General features: G+C 66.2%; 19 protein-coding genes. 5 read left to right on the forward strand and 14 right to left on the reverse strand.

Translation table 11 applies throughout. The features are described 5' to 3' along the window. Positions 1–100: 100 nt before the first annotated feature. On the reverse strand, positions 101–1,597 hold the full coding sequence (locus tag DY468_RS18230) for a glycosyltransferase family 39 protein (RefSeq protein ID WP_164606209.1): 1,497 nt from the start codon (positions 1,595–1,597) through the stop codon (positions 101–103). Then, the gene (locus DY468_RS18235; RefSeq protein WP_164606210.1) at positions 1,594–2,730 is read right to left on the reverse strand and encodes a glycosyltransferase; all 1,137 of its coding nucleotides are present in this window, start codon (positions 2,728–2,730) and stop codon (positions 1,594–1,596) included. Before DY468_RS18235 ends, DY468_RS18230 begins: the two co-directional genes overlap by 4 nt. Before the next feature lie 250 nt (positions 2,731–2,980). On the opposite strand from DY468_RS18235, the gene DY468_RS18240 reads away from it, so the two are divergent. From DY468_RS18240 to bcsS, 3 genes are all read left to right on the forward strand, one after another. Next, the gene (locus DY468_RS18240) at positions 2,981–3,787 is read left to right on the forward strand and encodes a DUF72 domain-containing protein (protein WP_164606211.1); all 807 of its coding nucleotides are present in this window, start codon (positions 2,981–2,983) and stop codon (positions 3,785–3,787) included. A 143-nt stretch (positions 3,788–3,930) separates the two neighbouring features. Further along, positions 3,931–4,188: a hypothetical protein gene (locus DY468_RS18245; protein ID WP_164606212.1), complete on the forward strand. Its 258-nt coding sequence runs from the start codon at positions 3,931–3,933 to the stop codon at positions 4,186–4,188. A gap of 122 nt (positions 4,189–4,310) precedes the next feature. Then, positions 4,311–5,207 carry a cellulose biosynthesis protein BcsS gene (gene bcsS, locus DY468_RS18250; RefSeq protein WP_246701027.1) on the forward strand — a complete coding sequence of 299 codons (897 nt, stop codon included), beginning with the start codon at positions 4,311–4,313 and terminating at the stop codon, positions 5,205–5,207. A 13-nt stretch (positions 5,208–5,220) separates the two neighbouring features. Here the strand turns inward: bcsS and DY468_RS18255 are convergent, their stop codons facing one another. The 5 genes from DY468_RS18255 to DY468_RS18275 form a co-directional block, all read right to left on the reverse strand. Continuing rightward, the gene (locus DY468_RS18255) at positions 5,221–6,393 is read right to left on the reverse strand and encodes an ABC transporter permease (RefSeq protein ID WP_164606214.1); all 1,173 of its coding nucleotides are present in this window, start codon (positions 6,391–6,393) and stop codon (positions 5,221–5,223) included. After that, positions 6,390–7,343 carry an ABC transporter ATP-binding protein gene (locus DY468_RS18260; protein ID WP_164606215.1) on the reverse strand — a complete coding sequence of 318 codons (954 nt, stop codon included), beginning with the start codon at positions 7,341–7,343 and terminating at the stop codon, positions 6,390–6,392. The genes DY468_RS18255 and DY468_RS18260 overlap by 4 nt, the downstream gene beginning before the upstream one ends. Then, a complete protein-coding gene (locus tag DY468_RS18265; RefSeq protein ID WP_164606216.1) occupies positions 7,340–8,140 on the reverse strand; it encodes an HlyD family secretion protein in 801 nt (266 codons plus the stop codon). Before DY468_RS18265 ends, DY468_RS18260 begins: the two co-directional genes overlap by 4 nt. Beyond that, positions 8,137–8,853, reverse strand: coding sequence for a TetR/AcrR family transcriptional regulator (locus DY468_RS18270; RefSeq protein ID WP_164606217.1), 717 nt, complete (start codon positions 8,851–8,853; stop codon positions 8,137–8,139). Before DY468_RS18270 ends, DY468_RS18265 begins: the two co-directional genes overlap by 4 nt. 72 nt (positions 8,854–8,925) lie before the next feature. Further along, on the reverse strand, positions 8,926–9,918 hold the full coding sequence (locus DY468_RS18275; RefSeq protein ID WP_349644295.1) for a GGDEF domain-containing protein: 993 nt from the start codon (positions 9,916–9,918) through the stop codon (positions 8,926–8,928). Positions 9,919–10,269: 351 nt separating this feature from the next. On the opposite strand from DY468_RS18275, the gene DY468_RS24655 reads away from it, so the two are divergent. Continuing rightward, positions 10,270–10,446, forward strand: a complete 177-nt coding sequence (locus DY468_RS24655) for a hypothetical protein (protein WP_205512505.1) — start codon at positions 10,270–10,272, stop codon at positions 10,444–10,446. Between the two features lie 8 nt (positions 10,447–10,454). Here DY468_RS24655 and DY468_RS18280 read toward each other — a convergent pair whose 3' ends face one another. The 3 genes from DY468_RS18280 to DY468_RS18290 all read right to left on the reverse strand — a co-directional run bounded on the left by DY468_RS18280 (position 10,455) and on the right by DY468_RS18290 (position 12,163). After that, a complete protein-coding gene (locus DY468_RS18280) occupies positions 10,455–10,865 on the reverse strand; it encodes a DUF2000 family protein (protein ID WP_164606218.1) in 411 nt (136 codons plus the stop codon). Positions 10,866–10,925: 60 nt separating this feature from the next. Further along, positions 10,926–11,270 (reverse strand): DUF4189 domain-containing protein, encoded by a 345-nt coding sequence (locus tag DY468_RS18285; RefSeq protein ID WP_164606225.1) that lies wholly within the window; start codon positions 11,268–11,270, stop codon positions 10,926–10,928. Between the two features lie 140 nt (positions 11,271–11,410). Continuing rightward, on the reverse strand, positions 11,411–12,163 hold the full coding sequence (locus tag DY468_RS18290) for an enoyl-CoA hydratase-related protein (RefSeq protein WP_164606219.1): 753 nt from the start codon (positions 12,161–12,163) through the stop codon (positions 11,411–11,413). Positions 12,164–12,263: 100 nt separating this feature from the next. Here DY468_RS18290 and DY468_RS18295 point away from each other — a divergent pair, with 100 nt between their 5' ends. Further along, the gene (locus DY468_RS18295) at positions 12,264–13,094 is read left to right on the forward strand and encodes a LysR family transcriptional regulator (RefSeq protein WP_164606220.1); all 831 of its coding nucleotides are present in this window, start codon (positions 12,264–12,266) and stop codon (positions 13,092–13,094) included. 11 nt (positions 13,095–13,105) lie between these two features. Here the strand turns inward: DY468_RS18295 and DY468_RS18300 are convergent, their stop codons facing one another. From DY468_RS18300 to DY468_RS18315, 4 genes are all read right to left on the reverse strand, one after another. Beyond that, a complete protein-coding gene (locus DY468_RS18300) occupies positions 13,106–14,707 on the reverse strand; it encodes an NTP transferase domain-containing protein (RefSeq protein WP_164606221.1) in 1,602 nt (533 codons plus the stop codon). Further along, positions 14,704–15,405, reverse strand: a complete 702-nt coding sequence (locus DY468_RS18305) for an XdhC family protein (protein ID WP_164606222.1) — start codon at positions 15,403–15,405, stop codon at positions 14,704–14,706. Before DY468_RS18305 ends, DY468_RS18300 begins: the two co-directional genes overlap by 4 nt. 206 nt (positions 15,406–15,611) lie before the next feature. Next, the gene (locus DY468_RS18310; RefSeq protein ID WP_011159337.1) at positions 15,612–15,938 is read right to left on the reverse strand and encodes an XdhC family protein; all 327 of its coding nucleotides are present in this window, start codon (positions 15,936–15,938) and stop codon (positions 15,612–15,614) included. Between the two features lie 38 nt (positions 15,939–15,976). Further along, positions 15,977–17,194, reverse strand: a complete 1,218-nt coding sequence (locus DY468_RS18315) for a vWA domain-containing protein (protein ID WP_164606223.1) — start codon at positions 17,192–17,194, stop codon at positions 15,977–15,979. Positions 17,195–17,318 lie beyond the last annotated feature (124 nt).

Below are 17,318 nucleotides of genomic sequence, written 5' to 3' on the forward strand. Positions count from 1 at the left end.
AATGGCGCGGCGGACGCGCGGGAGGTGGGGATCGACCCCAGCCTGTAGCATACTCGGCCACCGCAGGTCAGCAGGTTTGCCGGGCGGCACCGCCGCCGCGTCAGTAGATCGGCGGGCGCTCGTCGAGGATCGGTCCCTTCGGCTCGGACAGCTCGTCGAGCGGCACTGCATCGACCAGCAGCGGTCCACGCGAGCGGGTGACGGCCCCGACGCGCTCGATCTTGGCGAAGGCTGCCTGCAGGTCCGGCCGCGCCGCGGCGTTGTCGACACCGACCAGCAGCAACGGTCCCGCGAGTTGCCGGGCTGTCGGTGCCGGCGCCGCGAGCCAACGGAACCGCTCGCCGCGCTGAACCACGCAGGTGCCGGGCGGCAGATAGAACTCCAGCCAGCCGGTGGTGCCGTAATCGTCGGTCAGCACGCAGCTCGCGCCGATCCGCCTCCGCACCTGGTCGATCTCCGCCACCATCTGCGGCACACCGACGCCGACCGAGCGCACCGTGGCGTCGCGGCGATAGCCGGTCAGCGCGCCGGTGTTGACCTGAACCACCACCAGCGCGAACAGAACGGCGCCGGTCGACACCGCCCAGCGCCGGCACACCGTGACGACGCGCGCGATGCCCGGGGTCCAATGCGGATAGGCCGCCCCCACCGCCGCCGCGAGCGCGAATGCCGGATACAGCGGGCTGAGCCAGTTCGCCTCGACCCGGTCGTGCAGCGCCTGCCAGGCGAAATACAGCGCGATCGTCCACACCGTCGCGGCGACCAGAACGCGCGAGGCCGCCGGCCCCGTGCTGCGCTTGCCGAGCGCAATCAAGCCCATCACCCCGAGCACGAACACGAACGGCGTCGCCAGCACGAACTGGGTCGGGATCAGCTCCGCGAGGAAATGCGGCTCGAACCCGCCGAGCTTGGCGCGGCCGAACTGTTTGACGAAGGAAATCCAGTCGTGCTGCGCATTCCAGACGACCACCGGCGAGAACAGCGCGAACGCGATCACGCCGCCGAGATACGGCCACGGCGACAGCAGCCAGCGCCGCATCGCCGGCACCCACAACAGCCAGATCAGGATCGCCGGACCAAAGAACAGCGCGGTGTATTTCGACAGCAGCGCCAGCCCGACCGCAACGCCGACGGCGAGCCACCACACGCCCCTGCCAGTCGCAGCGACCTGCGCCAGCGCCAGCAGCACGAAACTCGATGCCACCAAAAGCGGCGCATCCGGCGTGACGATGGTGGTGCCGGCCGATACCATCATGGTGGCGTTGAGCAACACCGTCGCGGTCGCGGCGATCTCGGTATCGTCGAACAATAGGATCGCGGCTCGCCACACCGCCCAGCTCATCGGCAGCGCCAGCAGGATCGACACCAGGCGGACGCCGAGTTCGGTATCGCCGGCGATCAGCGTGCCGAGCTTGATCACCACCGCGACCATCGGCGGGTGGTCGAAATAGCTGAGCGCGAGATTCTTCGACCAGGTCCAGTAATACGCCTCGTCGAAGGTCAGCGGCGTCACCGCAGCGGCGACCAGCCGGAGCGCGACCAGCCCGACGACGACCAGGATCGTGGCGACGGGAAGTCGCCGTATCGTGCCGCTCATCGTTTGCGCCAGACGAACAGGCCGGACATCGCGTAGTTCCACACCACGCCCATCACCGCGCCCGCCGCGCCGGCCAGCCACCAGGTGACGTGCTCATTGTAGACCGCGAAGGCGACGCCGACATTGGCGAGCAGACCAACGCCGCACACCAGATAGAACAGCAACAGGCCACGCAGGATCGCGAAGCCTTTGAGCCGCTGGTCGCGATAGGTCAGGAAATTGTTGAGGATGAAGTTGCTGGTCATCGCCACCAGCGCGGCGGCGCCCTGCGCCTCGGCGAACGGCTGTTCGAACACCTTCAGCACGACGAACAACGTGACGAAGTGCACCACCACGCCGGTGGAGCCGACCAGCGCGAACAGGATGAAGCGCAGCGACAGCACGTCGTGGCTGAATTTCGCCAGCACCAGGCCGAGGAAGTCGAGCGCCACCATCGAGTCGAGCTTGCTCTCGCCGTGCAGCCGCGAGCCGAAGGTGAACGGCACCTCGACGATGCGCAGGCTGCCGCGCGCGGTCGCGATGACGTCGAGCAGGATCTTGAAGCCCTGGGTCGAAAGCTGCGGCGCGAGCTGTTCGAAGCGGTCGCGGCGGATCATGAAGAAGCCGCTCATCGGGTCGGCGACCTCGATCTTCAGCGCCTTTTGGGCAACCTGGGTCGCGAGCGCACTGATCCCGGCGCGCTGCTTGTTGAAGCTGTCGGCGCTGCCGCCCTCGATGTAGCGGCTGCCGACCACGAGGTCGGCGGCATTGCTCTCCAGCAGCGACAGCATCTTGGTGAGCTGGGTCTCGTCGTGCTGCAAGTCGGCGTCCATCACCGCTGCGAACGGCGCGCCGGATGCGAGGATACCTTCGATGCAGGCACCGGACAGGCCGCGACGACCGATCCGGCGCAGGCAGCGCACGCGGGAGTCGCGCTGCGCCATATCGCGGACGACCTGCCAGGTGCCGTCGGGAGAATTGTCGTCGACGAAGACGACCTCCCACGCCACGCCGGCGAGTGCCGTCTCCAGTTTGCGGAACAGCAGCTCGACATTGTCGCGCTCATTGAAGGTCGGAACGACCACGGAGAGCTGCAGCGGAAGCGCAGCAGGCTTGGCACGGGTCGCAACTGCGGCAGGGCTGGCATCGATCATGGGGCCATGCCTATAGCGACCGTGCCCGGCGATGCCAAGGCGAGCACCGGCCGATCGGGATCAGAAATGTAGGGAAATCGGGTCGATCCGGCGCCCAAAAAGGTCAACGACCACGAACAACAGGTGCGCGTACATCCGGAGCTCCCTACTATTCAGTGGTCGTCTCGGCGTCGCACGCTCCTTTTCGAAGCATCGACGTCGCCGTTGCAACCAAGATAGGAACGGGATGCGACTTTCGCAAGGGGGAGAGATGACCAAAGCTCGGGCAGGCAATATCCGGATCGGGATCGGCGGCTGGACCTTCGAACCGTGGCGCGGGGTGTTCTATCCGGACAAGCTGCCGCAGCGGCGCGAGCTGGAATACGCCGCATCGAAGCTGACCTCGATCGAGATCAACGGCACGTTCTACGGCTCGCAGAAGCCTGAGAGTTTTCGCAAATGGGCGAGCGAGGTGCCGGCGGATTTCGTGTTCTCGCTCAAGGGGCCGCGGTTCGCGACCAACCGCAAGGTGCTGGCGGAAGCCGGCGACAGTATCGAACGCTTCTACAATTCGGGCGTGCTCGAACTCGGTGATCGGCTCGGCCCGGTCCTGTGGCAGTTCGCGCCGACCAAGAAGTTCGACGAAGCCGACTTCGGCAGGTTTCTCGAACTGCTGCCGCGCGAACTCGACGGCCGCAAATTGCGCCATGTCGTCGAGGTCCGTCATGACAGTTTCAAGACGCCGGCCTTCATCGCGCTGCTGCGTGAACACAACATTCCGGTCGTGTACTCCGAACACGCAACCTATCCTGAGATCGCCGACGTGACAGGTGATTTCGTCTATGCGCGGCTGCAGAAGGGCCAGGACGACATCGCCACCGGCTATCCGGCAAAGGCGTTGTCGGCATGGGCGAAGCGCCTGCAACTCTGGGCCGGCGGTGGCGAACCGGACGATCTACCGAAGGTCGATGCGGCACGCGCCAAGTCCCACAAGCGCGACGTGTTCGCCTATGTGATCCACGAAGGCAAAGTACGCGCCCCCGCCGCCGCGATGGAACTGATCAAACTCGTCGGCTAAACTGCGGCAAACACGGCCGAGTGAGCCGACGTGACGCGCGACATTGCGTCACCGCAAAGTGTTGCGGCCGATCAATGGGATGATAGGAGCCGCCCCATAGGCTCGGGCGCATGCACTACCTCAACAAAAGGGTCCGATTTCGGATGGACAAGATTGACTTCATGAACGGGCAGATCAAGGCTCTGCTCAATTTCGCCAATGCGCTGATCAAGTCGCATCCGTCGCCGACGATCCTGCGCCATCACTTCGAAACAAAGGCCCGCGCCGCGCCGAACGCACCGCAAGGCCTGTCCCTGTCCGAGGCCTATATCGACGGCATGGCCGATATCAATCGGCAGCTCGCCGTCGAACTCGAACACGCGATCGCGCGTCGCGACGAGCACGAACCGCAACCGGATTAATTCCAAAGCACCGTCTCGGCTGGACAACCCCAACAACTCAGAGTTATACACATATATAATTCTAGTAAACGTTGTTGTGTTTGGGTGGCTGGACGGTGCGTTGCGTGGGCTGGATCGGAGCGTTGAGCCTGATCGCGATCTCGATCGCACCATCTGATGCCGCCCAAGCCCAGGCTTTCCAGACCCAAGCTTTCGATCCGGAACCCGCGGGTGATATCGCCGAAGAGCTGAACTCGACGATCGAACCGTCGGCACCGTTCGGCGCACCGACGACCGAGACGGCATGGTTCGACCCGACCGACGATGAAGGCTTGTTAGGCGATCTGCCCGACGGGAGTGATCTCGTTGGTCAGGTCATGATCGAAACCGGCCGCCCCAACGTTCAAGGCGCAGAGACCCAGGCCCTTTTGTTCGGCGGCCAGGACGTCTGGCGCAACGGAGTTTCGCTTTATGGCGGAGCTGAATGGTCCGGGAGCAACTCGGGCGACAACGGATGGGTGATCCGTCTGCAAGCGTCTGAAGCTTTCGAGCGCTATCAGGCGACACACTTTGTCTATGTCAGCGACATCTCCCGAGCCTCCGTGCTGGCGGGTTGGCGTTTCAAGATCGGTGCGTTCGAGCTGAAGATTCTCGCCGGCCCCGATCTCGAGCATCGTGCCTCGACCCCCGACATCCGCGACAAGCGCTGGCGCGGCAGTCATGGCGGCCTGCGCCTCGCGCTGGACGGCTGGGCCGAGCCGACGCCCGACACGATGCTGGCCTATTCATTCTACGCCACCACCGTGGCGAGCAGCTACGGCGCACGCATCGCCGCGGGCTGGCGCGTGCTCGACATGTTGTGGTGGGGACCGGAAATGTCCGGCTCGGCTGATGAATTCAGCCGCCAGACCCGGATCGGACTGCACCTCAGCGGCCTGCGGATCGCAGCGATGGAATGGTCGGCCGCCGCCGGCTACGTCCGCGACAGTTTTGGCCGCGCCGGCGTCTACACACGGGTCGGCGCCTCACTGCGGCAGTAACGCCCCGGCGCGATCAGTCGAGCGTGCGGCGGAAACGCGTCACCGCGATCGTCATCGCGATCAGCATCAGCGTCAGCAGCGCGAGCGCGTCGTAGTGCAGATTCTCCAGCGTCGAGCCCTTCAGCATGATGGCGCGGACGATGCGCAAGTAATGCGTCAGCGGCAGACACTCACCGATATACTGCGCCCAGACCGGCATGCCGGCGAACGGAAACATGAAGCCGGACAGCAGGATCGACGGCAGGAAGAACATCATCGACGCCTGCATCGCCTGCAGCTGGTTCTGCACCAGCGTCGAGAAGGTGTAGCCGATCGCAAGGTTCGTGGTGATGAACAGCGTCGACAACAGCGCCAGCATCGCCAGGCTGCCGCGCAGCGGCACGCCGAACAGCAAGACGCCGATGCCGAGGATCAGCGACGCCTGGATGAAGCCGACCCCGACATACGGCAGGATCTTGCCGAGCATCACTTCGACCGGCGTGATCGGCATCGACAGCAGGTTCTCCATCGTGCCGCGCTCGATCTCGCGGGTGACCGACAGCGCAGTGAAGATCAGCATGGTCATGGTCAGGATGGTGCCGACCAGACCGGGCACGATGTTGAGTCGCGACGAAGCGGCCGGGTTGTAGCGGGCGTGGGCGCGGATTTCGAACGGCGGGTTGGCGGGGTCGCCGGCGACCCGGTCGTGAACCAGCGCGTTCTGCACGATCTGCCCGAGGGCCGAGAGTGCCGAGCCGGCGGCCACCGGATCGGTGGCGTCGGCCGCGACCAGGATCGCAGGCTTCTCGCCGCGCCGCACCGCGCGCTCGAACCCGCGCGGGATCTCGACGCCGAACAGCACGCGGCCGGACAGCAAAAGATCGTCGAACTCCGCGACGCTGTGTACTTCGCGGGTGAATCGGAAGTACGCGGTGTTTTCCAGCGCCTTCAGGATCGAGCGGCCGAGATCGGAATCCTCCTGCAGCAGCACCGCGGTCGGCAGATGCCGCGGTGTGGTGTTGATGGCGTAGCCGAACAGCAGCAGCTGCATCACCGGGATCACGATGGTCATCGCGAAGGTCAGCCGGTCGCGCTTGAGCTGGATCAGCTCCTTGACCAGCATCGCGTAGGAGCGACGCAAAAATCCGAAGCGCGGCTCCTTGATCGGCGCGCCGGCTTTCGGCGCATCGCTGTCCGCCATGGTCATTGGAAGTTGTCCTTCGACCGGCTCATCAGCTCGATGAACACGTCCTCGAGCGACGGCGCGCCGTGCTGCCAGCTCTGCCGCGGATCCTTGCGATACGGCGCTAGCGTCTGCTCGAGCGCGGCCTGGTCGCGGCCGGAGACGTGCAGGCTGGTGCCGAACGGCGCCACCATGTCGACGCCGGGCTTGCCGGCGAGCTCATGCGCCAGCGCGCCGAGGCCTTCGCCGGTGGCAACCCAGGTGGAGAGCTGCGAGCCGGCAATCACCTGATCGACGGTGCCGTGCGCCAACAGATAACCGTAAGCGATGTAGGCGATCTCGTGACAGCGCTCGGCTTCGTCCATGTAGTGAGTGGAGACCAGCACGGTGAGACCTTCGGCGGCGAGCGCGTGGATCTCGTTCCAGAAGTCGCGGCGCGCTTTCGGATCGACGCCGGCGGTCGGCTCGTCGAGCAGCAGCAATTGCGGGTTGGGCAACGTGCAGGCGCCGAGCGCGAGCCGCTGCTTCCAGCCGCCCGACAATTCGCCGGCAAGCTGCTCCTCGCGGCCCGACAGCCCGAGCCGCTTGATCATGTCGCGCGCTGCGCCGCGCGCGTCGGGCACGCCGTACAGCCGGGCGACGAATTCGAGATTCTCCCGCACCGACAGATCCTGATACAGACTGAAGCGCTGCGTCATGTAGCCGACGCGGCGCTTGATCTTGGCGGCCTCGGTGCGGATATCGAAACCGAGGCAGGTGCCCTCGCCGCGGTCGGGAGTCAGCAGACCACACAGCATCCGGATCGTGGTGGTCTTGCCGGAGCCGTTGGGACCGAGAAAACCGTAAATCGAGCCCCGCTTCACCTGCATCGACAGGTCATGCACCACCTCGCGGCCGTTGAACGACTTGGTGAGGCCGCGGACATCGATCGCGATGTCGCGGGCATCGGAAGCGATGGTCGGTGCGGCGGTCATGGCTTGCTGGCCGCGGCCGGCGAAGGCGCCGCGGCAGCCAGCAAATACACGCTGATCGGCTGTCCGACCCGCAGGCTCACCGGTTTGTTCGGCCGCGCCTGGATCAGATAGACCAGCTTGTTGCGCTCATCGAGGCTGTAGATCACCGGCGGCGTATACTCCGCCGTGGTCGAAATGAAATAAATCTCGGCCGACAGATCGGCCGCGCAATTATCGCACGTCACCCGCACCTTCTCGCCGATCGCAAGCTTCGGCAGCTCCGGCTCCGGCACGTAGAACCGGATCTTCATGTTGCCCGGCGGCAGGATCGACAGCACCGGCTTCTGTGCCGCCACCATCTCGCCTTCGCGGAAATAAATCTGCTGCACCGTGCCGGTCACCGGCGCGCGGATTTCGCGCCGCGCCAGCCGCGTCTTCGAGGTCTCGACTCGCGCTTCGGCGACACGCAGGGTCGAGATAGCCGAGTCGAGATTGGCCTGGGTGCCGGAGCCGGTCTTGGACAGCGATTGGGCACGGTCGAAGGTCTGCTTGGCGTTGGCGAGCGTCGCCATATTCTGATTGAGGTCGGCCTGCTGCAGATCGTCGTCGAGCGTGTAGATCAAGTCGCCCTTCTTGGCCTCGTCGCCTTCACGCACGGTGAGCTTGGTGATGCGCCCGGACTCGTCGGGGCTGACGAAGATCAGATCGGCCTCGACCCAGCCCTGATAGCCGGGATCGCCACTCTTGCCGCAGCTCGCGAGCGCCAGTGCCAGGAACACGGCGGCGCAGCCGCGCAGAACGAGCGAGGTTCGCGTCATGACGCTGTCCTTTCGCCGAAGATCAGATCGAGATGCGCGCGCAACATCGCCTGCACGTCGAGCGGCGCGAACCGGCCGAACAGCCCCTGCCAGATCACCGACAGCACCACCGGCGCGACCGCGAGCTGCGGAAACTGCGCCAGCGAGGCGGCATGGATTTCGCCGCGGACGACGCCGAGCTCGAGGATACGGCGAATGCCGGCGACGCCGGGCTCGACCACGTTGCGGTAATGGAATTCCGCCAGCGACGGAAACCGCGTGCCCTCGGCCATCACCAGCCGCAGAATGTCGCCGCGCCGGGTGTGCGCCACCTCGCGCAAAAAGGTGTCGGCGAATGTCTCCAGCATCTGCCGCGCCGAAACGCCAGGCGCGGGCTGCGACGTCAGCCGCTGCATCGTTGGCACAAGAGCAGTGCGCACCAGCTCCTGAAACATCGCCTCTTTGTCCGTGAAGTGCAGATAGATCGTGCCTTTGGCAACGCCGGCGCGCTTGGCGACGTCGTCGATCCGGGTCGCCGCGAAACCGCGCGCGGTAAACTCGTCGAGCGCGGCGTCGATGATCGCGGCCCGCCGTTCGGCTGCCTTGGCAGCCCGGCTCGACGGAGCCTCTCCCCCCGCGGCTGAAGACGGCTTGGCTGGCCGCGTCGGCGCGCGAGTCCCGCGCGTTGCAGGCGGGTGGGATTGAGCTGGCGACTTGGACGATCCACGCTTCATTCTCAGATTATGACTGACCAGTCAGTCATAATCAAGATGAAACGGTTCCGTTCGTGGATGACGGCCCGATGCTCAGGCGCCGACCCGATTCCGACCGCCGCGCTTGGCGCGATAAAGGGATTTGTCGGCGCGCTGGATCGCGTCCGCCAGCGTCTCGGCGGGCACCGCGGGCGCAATACCGACGCTGATGGTGACGACGGCCGCCTCGCCGAGCCCGGGATGTGGGATCTTCAATTCACCCACCGCGCCGCACAGCCGTTCGGCGGTCTCGCGCAGCTCGGCATCGTCGAGCCCGGGCAACACGACGGCGAACTCTTCGCCACCGTAGCGCACCACCACGTCGCAGGAGCGCAGGTTGCGGCGGATCGCGGCGACGATCTGCTGCAGGCAGCGGTCGCCGGCTGCGTGGCCACCGTAATCGTTGAACAGCTTGAAGTGATCGACGTCGATCATCAGCACGCTCTGGCCGAGCGACGGAACCAGCGAAGCCGTATCCTGCTCGATCAGCTCGTCCAGATAGCGCCGGTTGAACACGCCGGTCAGCGCGTCGGTGGCGGACAGCCGCTCCAGCGCCGCATTGGCCCGACGCAGTTCGCGCTTGAGCTGCGCATCGCTGCGGCGGATCGCCACCAGTTCGGCAATCTGTGCTTCCTTGCGCCGACGGGCGCGCAGCCCGACCACGCAAGTAATGAGGCTCAGGCCGACCAGATCGATATTGGTCCAAGCCGGCGGCCAGTGCAGGCCTGAGACGACGATCGGGATGTACAGCATCGTCGCGGTGACGGTCATGATCTTGGTCGTGCGCCACGACAACGCCGACACCAACGCGCCAGCGAACACGACGAACAGCGCCGACATCATGTAACGCCCGGCGAACGGCTCCGGTGCGAACTGCCCGATCGCGGTGACCGACAGCGTGAACGCGACGACGGCTATGGCCTGTATGACCGCCTGCAGGGGCCGATCGGCTGGCCGGCGGTTGAGCGCGAGCGCCAGCAGCACCAGCGGTGTCACCAGCAGCAGACGCAGACCGGCGGCCAAGGCGAGATGCCACGGATCCAACACGGCCACATCGATGGCAAGCGCTGCGACGTTGACCAGCAGCGATCCGACCAGAAAGCGCCGCCGCGCACCCGAGCCCCGAAGCTGACGAGTGGCCTCCGGCCAATCGGAAGCCCGACGGTGTTGATCAATGGGGAACTGTTCGTTCACGCTCTCGTCCGCGAAAATCGGCGATGTCGCCACGACACTCCTTGAGCCCGCGACAACTTACGACGCGTTGATCCGACACCGGCCGCCCACGGCTTCCGTCGGCAATGCCTAACGAGGCGCTAAGCCGCGCCCGACGAAGCGAACGACCTGGAACGGCCGACAAAACTTGGGATTGTCCTGACGGCAATGTCAGGGAGAGAAAACATGTCGACGGAATGGATGTGGGGAATCGGTATTGTCGTGCTCGGCCTCGCGATCGCCTATGCGTTGATGCGCAACCGCACCCGTAGCGCTGCCGAGAAGCGGATGACCGACGTGGTCACCAAAGAGAATTACCGCGCCGAAGATATGCGGGAGCGATCGCGGCCGGTGCCGGAATAGCGCACGGTTCAGGCGTGGAATTTGAGGCCGTCGAGGATCTTGTCGACCACCTTGCGGTCGGCACGGACGGCGAGGCCGACCAGCGGCAGATCGACCCGCGCGACCGCCTTCACCGCTTCGCGGTTGGCGGCATCGTGCGTGGTCTTGAACATCGCTTCGGTATAGATCGCCGGCTTGACGTTGCGAGCCAGCGCCCGCTCCAGCGCGCGCGACAGGCCTGGACCGTCGGCGCCGTACACCAGGATCGGCTGACCGATCAGCGGATGATACGGCGTGCCGCTGCCGTCTTCATACGGTTCGCCGATGCTCTCCGGGAACGCCGCGGCGATGCCGGACGTGAGAAACGCGGCGACGTTCAGCTTCTGCCAGGCTTCGAGATCGGTGCGGATCACGAGCGCGATCTTGGTATCGAACTGCATGCCTGCTGATAGCGCAGCAGGCTCGGCATGTCATTTCACGATCATCTCAAAACAGGGCGCTCAGCCCTTGGCGTCGCAGGCCCAGGCCCGGATCACGCATTCTTTGCCGCCATATTCGTAGCACCGGCGGGTCGCCGCGTTGAGCGACGATGAGATCTTCGGCTCCACGGCGTAGCCGTGGGCGCCGCACGGGTTGCTCATGTCGATCGACAGCGCCGCACAGGCCCGGCGCATCGTCAGCGTGGTGCAGTCGCCCTTACAGCGCTTGCGCGCCGCCGCAATCGCCGCCTCCTCGGCCGAATAGTCGAAGGCTTGCCCGTAGGAACCGCATTTGCCGATCGCCAGCGCTCCGGCCGCCTGTGCCGGCGCAAGCAAATGTAAACAAGCAATCCAAACAGCAATCATCAGCGTGACTTTGCGCCACGCAGCAATCGACGAATCCAACGTCCCCTCCCCCGAGGTTCAACCCGGGTTCCAAATTATCTGCGCGCACGTTTCAACTTGGTGAACGAACCGCAAATCGCACGACCGCGTGTCGAGGATGATCAGCGCGCCGAACCGCGGCGTGCCAGAAACTGCTCGAGACGCGGCTGAAATTCACCGGCAGCGAAGCTGAGATGAAACAGCCGTCGCTCCAGCGCCAGCCCGTCCGCGAGCCCGACCGATACCGCGCGATCGACCGCCTGCTTGGCGAATCGGACCGCATGGATCGGATGTGCTGCAATTTGAGCAGCGGCTTCGCACGCGGCAGCGAGCGCCGCGCCGTCCTTGACCACACGACTGATCAACCCGATCCGCTCGGCTTCGGCGGCGGAAATCAGCCGCCCGGTGAGCACCAGATCCATCGCGCGGGCGCGGCCGATCGCCCGCGCCAGCCTTTGCGTGCCGCCACCGCCCGATAGCGTACCGAGCGCAATCTCGGGATGGCCGAATCTGGCCCCGGCGCCGGCGATCACCAGATCGCACATCTCGATCAGTTCGCAACCGCCGCCGATCGCATAGGCTTCGACCGCCGCGATCAACGGCTTGTTGCACGACGCCAGACGGTCGCAGCAGCCGGAGAAATCCTCGGCGAGCGCCGTCGCCAGATCGATGCCGTGCATCTCGGCGATATCGGCGCCGGCGCAGAACACGTCCCGGCCGGTGAGCACGACCGCTGCGATCGCCGCGTCTCGCTCCAGCGTCTCCAGCGCCGTCGCCAGATCGGCGATCAGTTGCCGTGACAGCGCATTGCGTGCGCCTGGCCGGTTCAGCGTGACGACGCCGACGGCGTCGTTGCGTTCGATCTCCACCAACATCGCCGGCCGCCTTCCTCGCTACAACTTACGACCCGCGGTGTAGCATTCGGCATCGATCCGGATAAAATCGCTCATTATCAATGATCGATAGATAATTTCGATGAATATCCAGCACCTCCGCTACTTTCTCGCCGTGATGCGCACCGGCTCGGTGTCGCGCGCCGCCGGCGAACTCGGCATCACCCAGCCGACGCTGTCGCAGGCACTGAAGGGGCTGGAGCGGGAGTTCGGCGCGCCGCTGTTCGCGCCCGACGGCCGCGGCATTCGCGCGCTGCCGAGCGCCAAGCGCCTCGAAGGCAGAGTGCGCACTGCGCTGCAAACGCTAGCGGAGGCGAAGCGCGAGCTGAGCGGCCCGGCGCCGGCGCGGCTGAAGCTCGGCGTCCTACCCAGCCTCGCTGCCGATTGGCTGCCGAAACTGCTGCCCGCCGAGGACGGTCCGATCGAACTGATCGAAGCACCGGCCGACGAGCTCGAAAAGCTGGTCGCGAGCGGCAGCCTCGATCTGGCGCTGTCGATTGCGCCACATCGTAATCTGCACCGCAAGCTGCTCCTCAGCGAGCCGTTCCGGCTGTTCGTGGGGCCGGATCATCCGTGGGCGGGCCGCCGCACCGTGGCGCTGGCTGAACTCGATGGCCAGCCCTTCGTCCTGCGCCAGGGCTGCGAGCGCGTCGGCACCGGTCGCCGGCTGCTCAGCACTGCGGGCGTGCGGTTTCGCATCGTCGCCAAGACACGACAGGAATCCACCGCCGCCGCGCTGGTCGCCGCGGGGCTCGGCTGCACGCTGGCCCCGGCAAGCTGGGGCGGCGCGAGCCTGCGGGCGCTCGACGTCGGCGGACTGACGCTGCAACGCGACGTCACGCTGATCTGGAAACAGGCCACCGGGGCCAAGGCTGCAGCAAAGCTGGCGGCGCGGCTGCAGGTCCGCGCTTGATACGCAGCCGTTCAGCCGCGGCGCGCCTGATCGAGCGCCTGCGGCGTGTCGATGTCGAGGAACGCCGCCTCGCCTTCGACCGGCACTTCGGCCACCGCCTCACCATGCTTGGCGATCAGGTGGCGGGCACCGACGTCGCCGCCCAGCGTCATCAGCTCGGCGAAGAACCGCCGCGACCACAGCACCGGATTGCCGCGGCGTCCCTCGGCGACCGGCACCACGATCAACGCGCCGCGATCGGGATCGAACGCACCGATCATCCGGTCGATCAGCGCGGCGTCGATCAGCGGCATGTCGCCGAGGCAAACGATCGCACCATCGGCATCATCGCCGAGCGCCGCGATGCCGGTCTTGACCGACGAGGCGATGCCTTGGGCGAAGTCGGGATTGTGGACGAAGGTGAGATTGAGCCCGTGCAACGCCGCTTCGACCTCGTCGGCCTGATGGCCGGTGACGACGATGGTACGCGCAGCCTGCGAGGCCAGCGCCTGTTCGGCGACGATCCGCACCAGCGGCTTGCCATTGAGATCGGCGAGCAGCTTGTTCGGCCCGCCCATTCGCGTGCCGCGCCCGGCGGCTAGCACGACCGCCGCGACGTTGCGGCCGCTCTCGGCGACCGGCACGCGCGGCTGTGGCCGCGTGACAATTTCCATCAGCAGTCCGCCGACGCCCATCGCGGTGATGTCGGCGCGGGTGACAGTAAGCCCCGCGAGCAGCCGCATCAGCACCCAGTCGAAGCCGTTCTCGACCGGCGAGCGCGCACAGCCCGGCGCGCCGAGCAGTGGCACGCCCGAGACCGAGCCCACCAGCAGCAGATTGCCCGGGTCGACCGGCATGCCGAAATGCGAAATCGTTCCGCCGACCGCGCCGATCGCCGCCGGGATGACGTCGCGGCGGTCGGCGATCGCCGAAGCGCCGAACACGATCACCATCTCGGCGCCGAGCCCGAGCAATTCCTTGATCGCGGCCGACAGCGCGGCCTCTTCATGGGAGATGCGGCGCTCGGCGATGATCTCGGCGCCGGCCGGCGCCAGCCGCTCGGCCGTCACCCGCAGCGTCTTGTCGATCACCTTGGATGCAAGGCCCGGAAGCAGCGTCGACACCACGCCGACGCGCTTGATCACGTAAGGCGCCACGCGTAGTGCGCTGCCTTGTGCGGCCGCCACCGCGGCGTCGCGCAGCCGGCCTTCGACGCCGAACGGGATCAGCTTGACGGTGGCGACCATCTCGCCTTCGACCACCGGCTTGAACGCCGGCAGTGTCGCCAGCGTGATCGCCTCGTCGACCGCATTGATGCGATCGACCGCCGCGCGATCGATTACCAGCACGCCGGTCCGTGCAGCGAACAGATTGGCGCGGCCGGTGAAGGCGCGATCCACGGTGATGCCATCGCCAGCGACCGCGCCCGCGACATCCGCCGCCGCGACATCCTCGGACACGTCGCCGGGTTCGAGTTGCACCACCACGATCTCGGCGATGCCGGCCTTCTCCAAGGCCGCGACTTCAGCCGGACCGATCGTCGTGCCCTTCTTCAGCAACAGACCGTTCTGCCGCAGCGAATGCACGGTGACGCCGCCGATCGCATCGGCCGGACGGCGCGGACCGAACTTCATGCTGCAGCCGCCTTGGACGATGCCGGCAGTCGCAGCGCTGCGGTGATCTCGGCCATGATCGACACTGCGATTTCGGACGGAGACACTGCGCCGATGGCGAGCCCGATCGGCGCGTGAATGCGGCCGAGGTCGGCATCGGAGGCGCCCTCCCCCTTCAGCCGCTCAAGCCGCTTGGCATGGGTCTTCTTCGAGCCGAGCGCGCCGATGTAGAAACAGTCGCGGGCGAAGGCGTGCAGCAGCGCCGGATCGTCGATCTTCGGATCGTGCGTCAGCGCCACGAAGGCGGTGTAGTGATCGATGTTCAGCGGCGGCAGCGCGACGTCCGGCCACTCGGCGATCAGCGGCACCTCGGGGAAGCGCTCAGGACTTGCGAATGCGGTGCGCGGATCGACCACGGTGACGTCGTAGCCGAGCGAGCGCGCCAGCGGCGCCAGCGCCTGGCTGATGTGCACAGCGCCGACGATCACCAGCTTGGCGGTCGGCGCGTAGACGTTGAGGAACAGCTTCTGCCCCCCCACCTCCACCGTCGCGCTCTTGCCCATGCGGAGCTGTTTGTCGAGTTCGGCGGCAAGCGGATCGGCGGCGATGTCGGCGGACTTCACCAGCCGCTGCGCCCCGGTCGCGGTGTCGGTGACGACAATCGCCGGGCGCCGCGCGGCACGTTCGGCGTTGAGTTGCTGCAGGATCTCGAACTTCACAGGCTACGCCCCACTTGCCTAGATCGCACCTCAGAAACCGGCCAGGGGTTACACGCCCGTGGCCGCCACCCGTCATTGCGAGGAGCGAAGCGACGAAGCAATCCAGCTAGGTGCACTGAGCTCCTGGATTGCTTCGCTTCGCTCGCAATGACGGAGACCATGTTTCAATTCCTCGATCGCGTTCTCAGCCGCTCTCGCCGCGCGAACTAATCGACCTTTTCGACGAACACCCGGATGGTGCCGCCGCAACTCAGCCCGACCTTCCAGGCGGTCTCGTCGGCGACCCCGAATTCGAGCAGCTTCGGCGTGCCGCTGTCGATCACGTCGAGCGCTTCGGTGACGACAGCGCCCTCGACGCAGCCGCCCGACACTGAGCCGAGAAAGGTGCCCTCGTCATTGATCACCAGGCTGGAGCCTGCCGGACGCGGCGCCGATCCCCAGGTTTCGACAACGGTGGCGAGCGCAACGCCGCGGCCGGCTTTGCGCCAGTCCTCGGCGGCCCGCAGAATGTCTTCGTCGCGATCGAGCTGCATGGAGGTGTCTCCTCTTGCGTGGCTGTTGCGGGTGCCGGTCAGGCGACGGAACGGATCGTGCTGAAATGGTGCGGCGGCGGTGCCGACGACAGCGCCGAGATCAGCGTGTGCATCGAGGTCAAATTATGCACCGGGCGGAATTCGTCAACGTGGGGCAGCATCATTTTGATGCCCTGGGCACGCGGCTCGAAACCGTCGTAGCGCAGCAGCGGATTGAGCCAGATCAGCCGCCGGCAGGAGCGATGCAGCCGGTCCATCTCGAACGCCAGCTTGGAGTCGCTTTCGCGCTCCAGCCCGTCGGAGATCAAGAGCACGATCGCGCCCTGGCCGAGCACCCGCCGCGCCCACAGCTTGTTGAAGCTGTGCAGCGAGGTCGCGATCCGCGTGCCCCCGGCCCAATCCTCGACCGAGGAGGTGCAGCTCGCCAGCGCTTCGTCCGGATCGCGCTGGCGCAGCGCACGGGTGACGTTGGTCAGCCGCGTGCCGAACAGGAACGTCGAGACCCGCTTGCGATCGTCGGTGATGGCGTGGAGGAAGTGCAGGAACAGCCTCGTGTACTCGCTCATCGAGCCGGAGATATCGAGCAGCGCCACGATCGGCGCCGGCTTGTCGATCAGGCCGAGCCGCTTGATGTCGACGACCTCGCCGCCGGTGCGCAACGACACGCGCAAGGTGCGGCGCAGGTCGAGCTTGAGGCCGCGACGATCCGGCCTGACACGCCGGGTGCGCAGCTCGGCCTGCGGCAGCCGCATCCGCTCGATCGCGCGGGTGACTTCGGCAATCTCCGCCGCGCTCATCTGCGCGAAGTCCTTCTTCTGCAGGATCTCCTTGTCGGAGACGGCGAGACGCAATTCCTGCTCCTCGGCCGATGGCATGTCGCGCGTCGCCGCCGGCGACATCGCCTCCTGCACCCGGCGCGAGGCCGGCGGCGGTTTCTTCTTGGCGGCGTCCGGCAACGGGATCGAATCCAGCATGTGCTGCCAATCCTCGGCGGCGCGAAAAAACAGCGCAAACGCCTGATCGAAGATCAGCAGATGCTCGCGGCGCTTGACGAAGATCGCTTCCAGCGTGGCGTAGAGATCGTCGCGATGACCGATCTCGATCAGTTGCAGCGCATCCAGCGCGTCGATCACCGCGCCGGGCCCGACCGGCAGCCCCGCCGCCCGCAGCGCCCGCGCAAAGCCGACCACATTGTCCGCCATCTTGCCGGTCGGCGGATTGAGATGGTCGATCATCGCGGTCGGATTACGCTGCATCTGACGACAACCTATTCCTCGGTCATTCCGGGGCGCGCGCAGCCTGCTCCCTCTCCCGCTTGCGGGAGAGGGGTGGGGTGAGGGCGACGCGAGCACAGTGCCTGGGGCTCCCCCACCCCAGCCC

Origin of the sequence: Rhodopseudomonas sp. BR0M22, assembly GCF_010907035.1 — a bacterium.
Lineage (GTDB): Bacteria > Pseudomonadota > Alphaproteobacteria > Rhizobiales > Xanthobacteraceae > Rhodopseudomonas.

What these genes read in the sequence shown, in the direction of transcription:
- DY468_RS18230 (WP_164606209.1), bottom strand. Translation starts at nt 1,597, where the DNA reads ATGAGCGGCACGATACGGCGACTTCCCGTCGCCACGATCCTGGTCGTC.
- DY468_RS18235 (WP_164606210.1), bottom strand. Translation starts at nt 2,730, where the DNA reads ATGATCGATGCCAGCCCTGCCGCAGTTGCGACCCGTGCCAAGCCTGCT.
- DY468_RS18240 (WP_164606211.1), top strand. Translation starts at nt 2,981, where the DNA reads ATGACCAAAGCTCGGGCAGGCAATATCCGGATCGGGATCGGCGGCTGG.
- DY468_RS18245 (WP_164606212.1), top strand. Translation starts at nt 3,931, where the DNA reads ATGGACAAGATTGACTTCATGAACGGGCAGATCAAGGCTCTGCTCAAT.
- DY468_RS18255 (WP_164606214.1), bottom strand. Translation starts at nt 6,393, where the DNA reads ATGACCATGGCGGACAGCGATGCGCCGAAAGCCGGCGCGCCGATCAAG.
- DY468_RS18260 (WP_164606215.1), bottom strand. Translation starts at nt 7,343, where the DNA reads ATGACCGCCGCACCGACCATCGCTTCCGATGCCCGCGACATCGCGATC.
- DY468_RS18265 (WP_164606216.1), bottom strand. Translation starts at nt 8,140, where the DNA reads ATGACGCGAACCTCGCTCGTTCTGCGCGGCTGCGCCGCCGTGTTCCTG.
- DY468_RS18270 (WP_164606217.1), bottom strand. Translation starts at nt 8,853, where the DNA reads ATGAAGCGTGGATCGTCCAAGTCGCCAGCTCAATCCCACCCGCCTGCA.
- DY468_RS24655 (WP_205512505.1), top strand. Translation starts at nt 10,270, where the DNA reads ATGTCGACGGAATGGATGTGGGGAATCGGTATTGTCGTGCTCGGCCTC.
- DY468_RS18280 (WP_164606218.1), bottom strand. Translation starts at nt 10,865, where the DNA reads ATGCAGTTCGATACCAAGATCGCGCTCGTGATCCGCACCGATCTCGAA.
- DY468_RS18285 (WP_164606225.1), bottom strand. Translation starts at nt 11,270, where the DNA reads ATGATTGCTGTTTGGATTGCTTGTTTACATTTGCTTGCGCCGGCACAG.
- DY468_RS18290 (WP_164606219.1), bottom strand. Translation starts at nt 12,163, where the DNA reads ATGTTGGTGGAGATCGAACGCAACGACGCCGTCGGCGTCGTCACGCTG.
- DY468_RS18295 (WP_164606220.1), top strand. Translation starts at nt 12,264, where the DNA reads ATGAATATCCAGCACCTCCGCTACTTTCTCGCCGTGATGCGCACCGGC.
- DY468_RS18300 (WP_164606221.1), bottom strand. Translation starts at nt 14,707, where the DNA reads ATGAAGTTCGGTCCGCGCCGTCCGGCCGATGCGATCGGCGGCGTCACC.
- DY468_RS18310 (WP_011159337.1), bottom strand. Translation starts at nt 15,938, where the DNA reads ATGCAGCTCGATCGCGACGAAGACATTCTGCGGGCCGCCGAGGACTGG.
- DY468_RS18315 (WP_164606223.1), bottom strand. Translation starts at nt 17,194, where the DNA reads ATGCAGCGTAATCCGACCGCGATGATCGACCATCTCAATCCGCCGACC.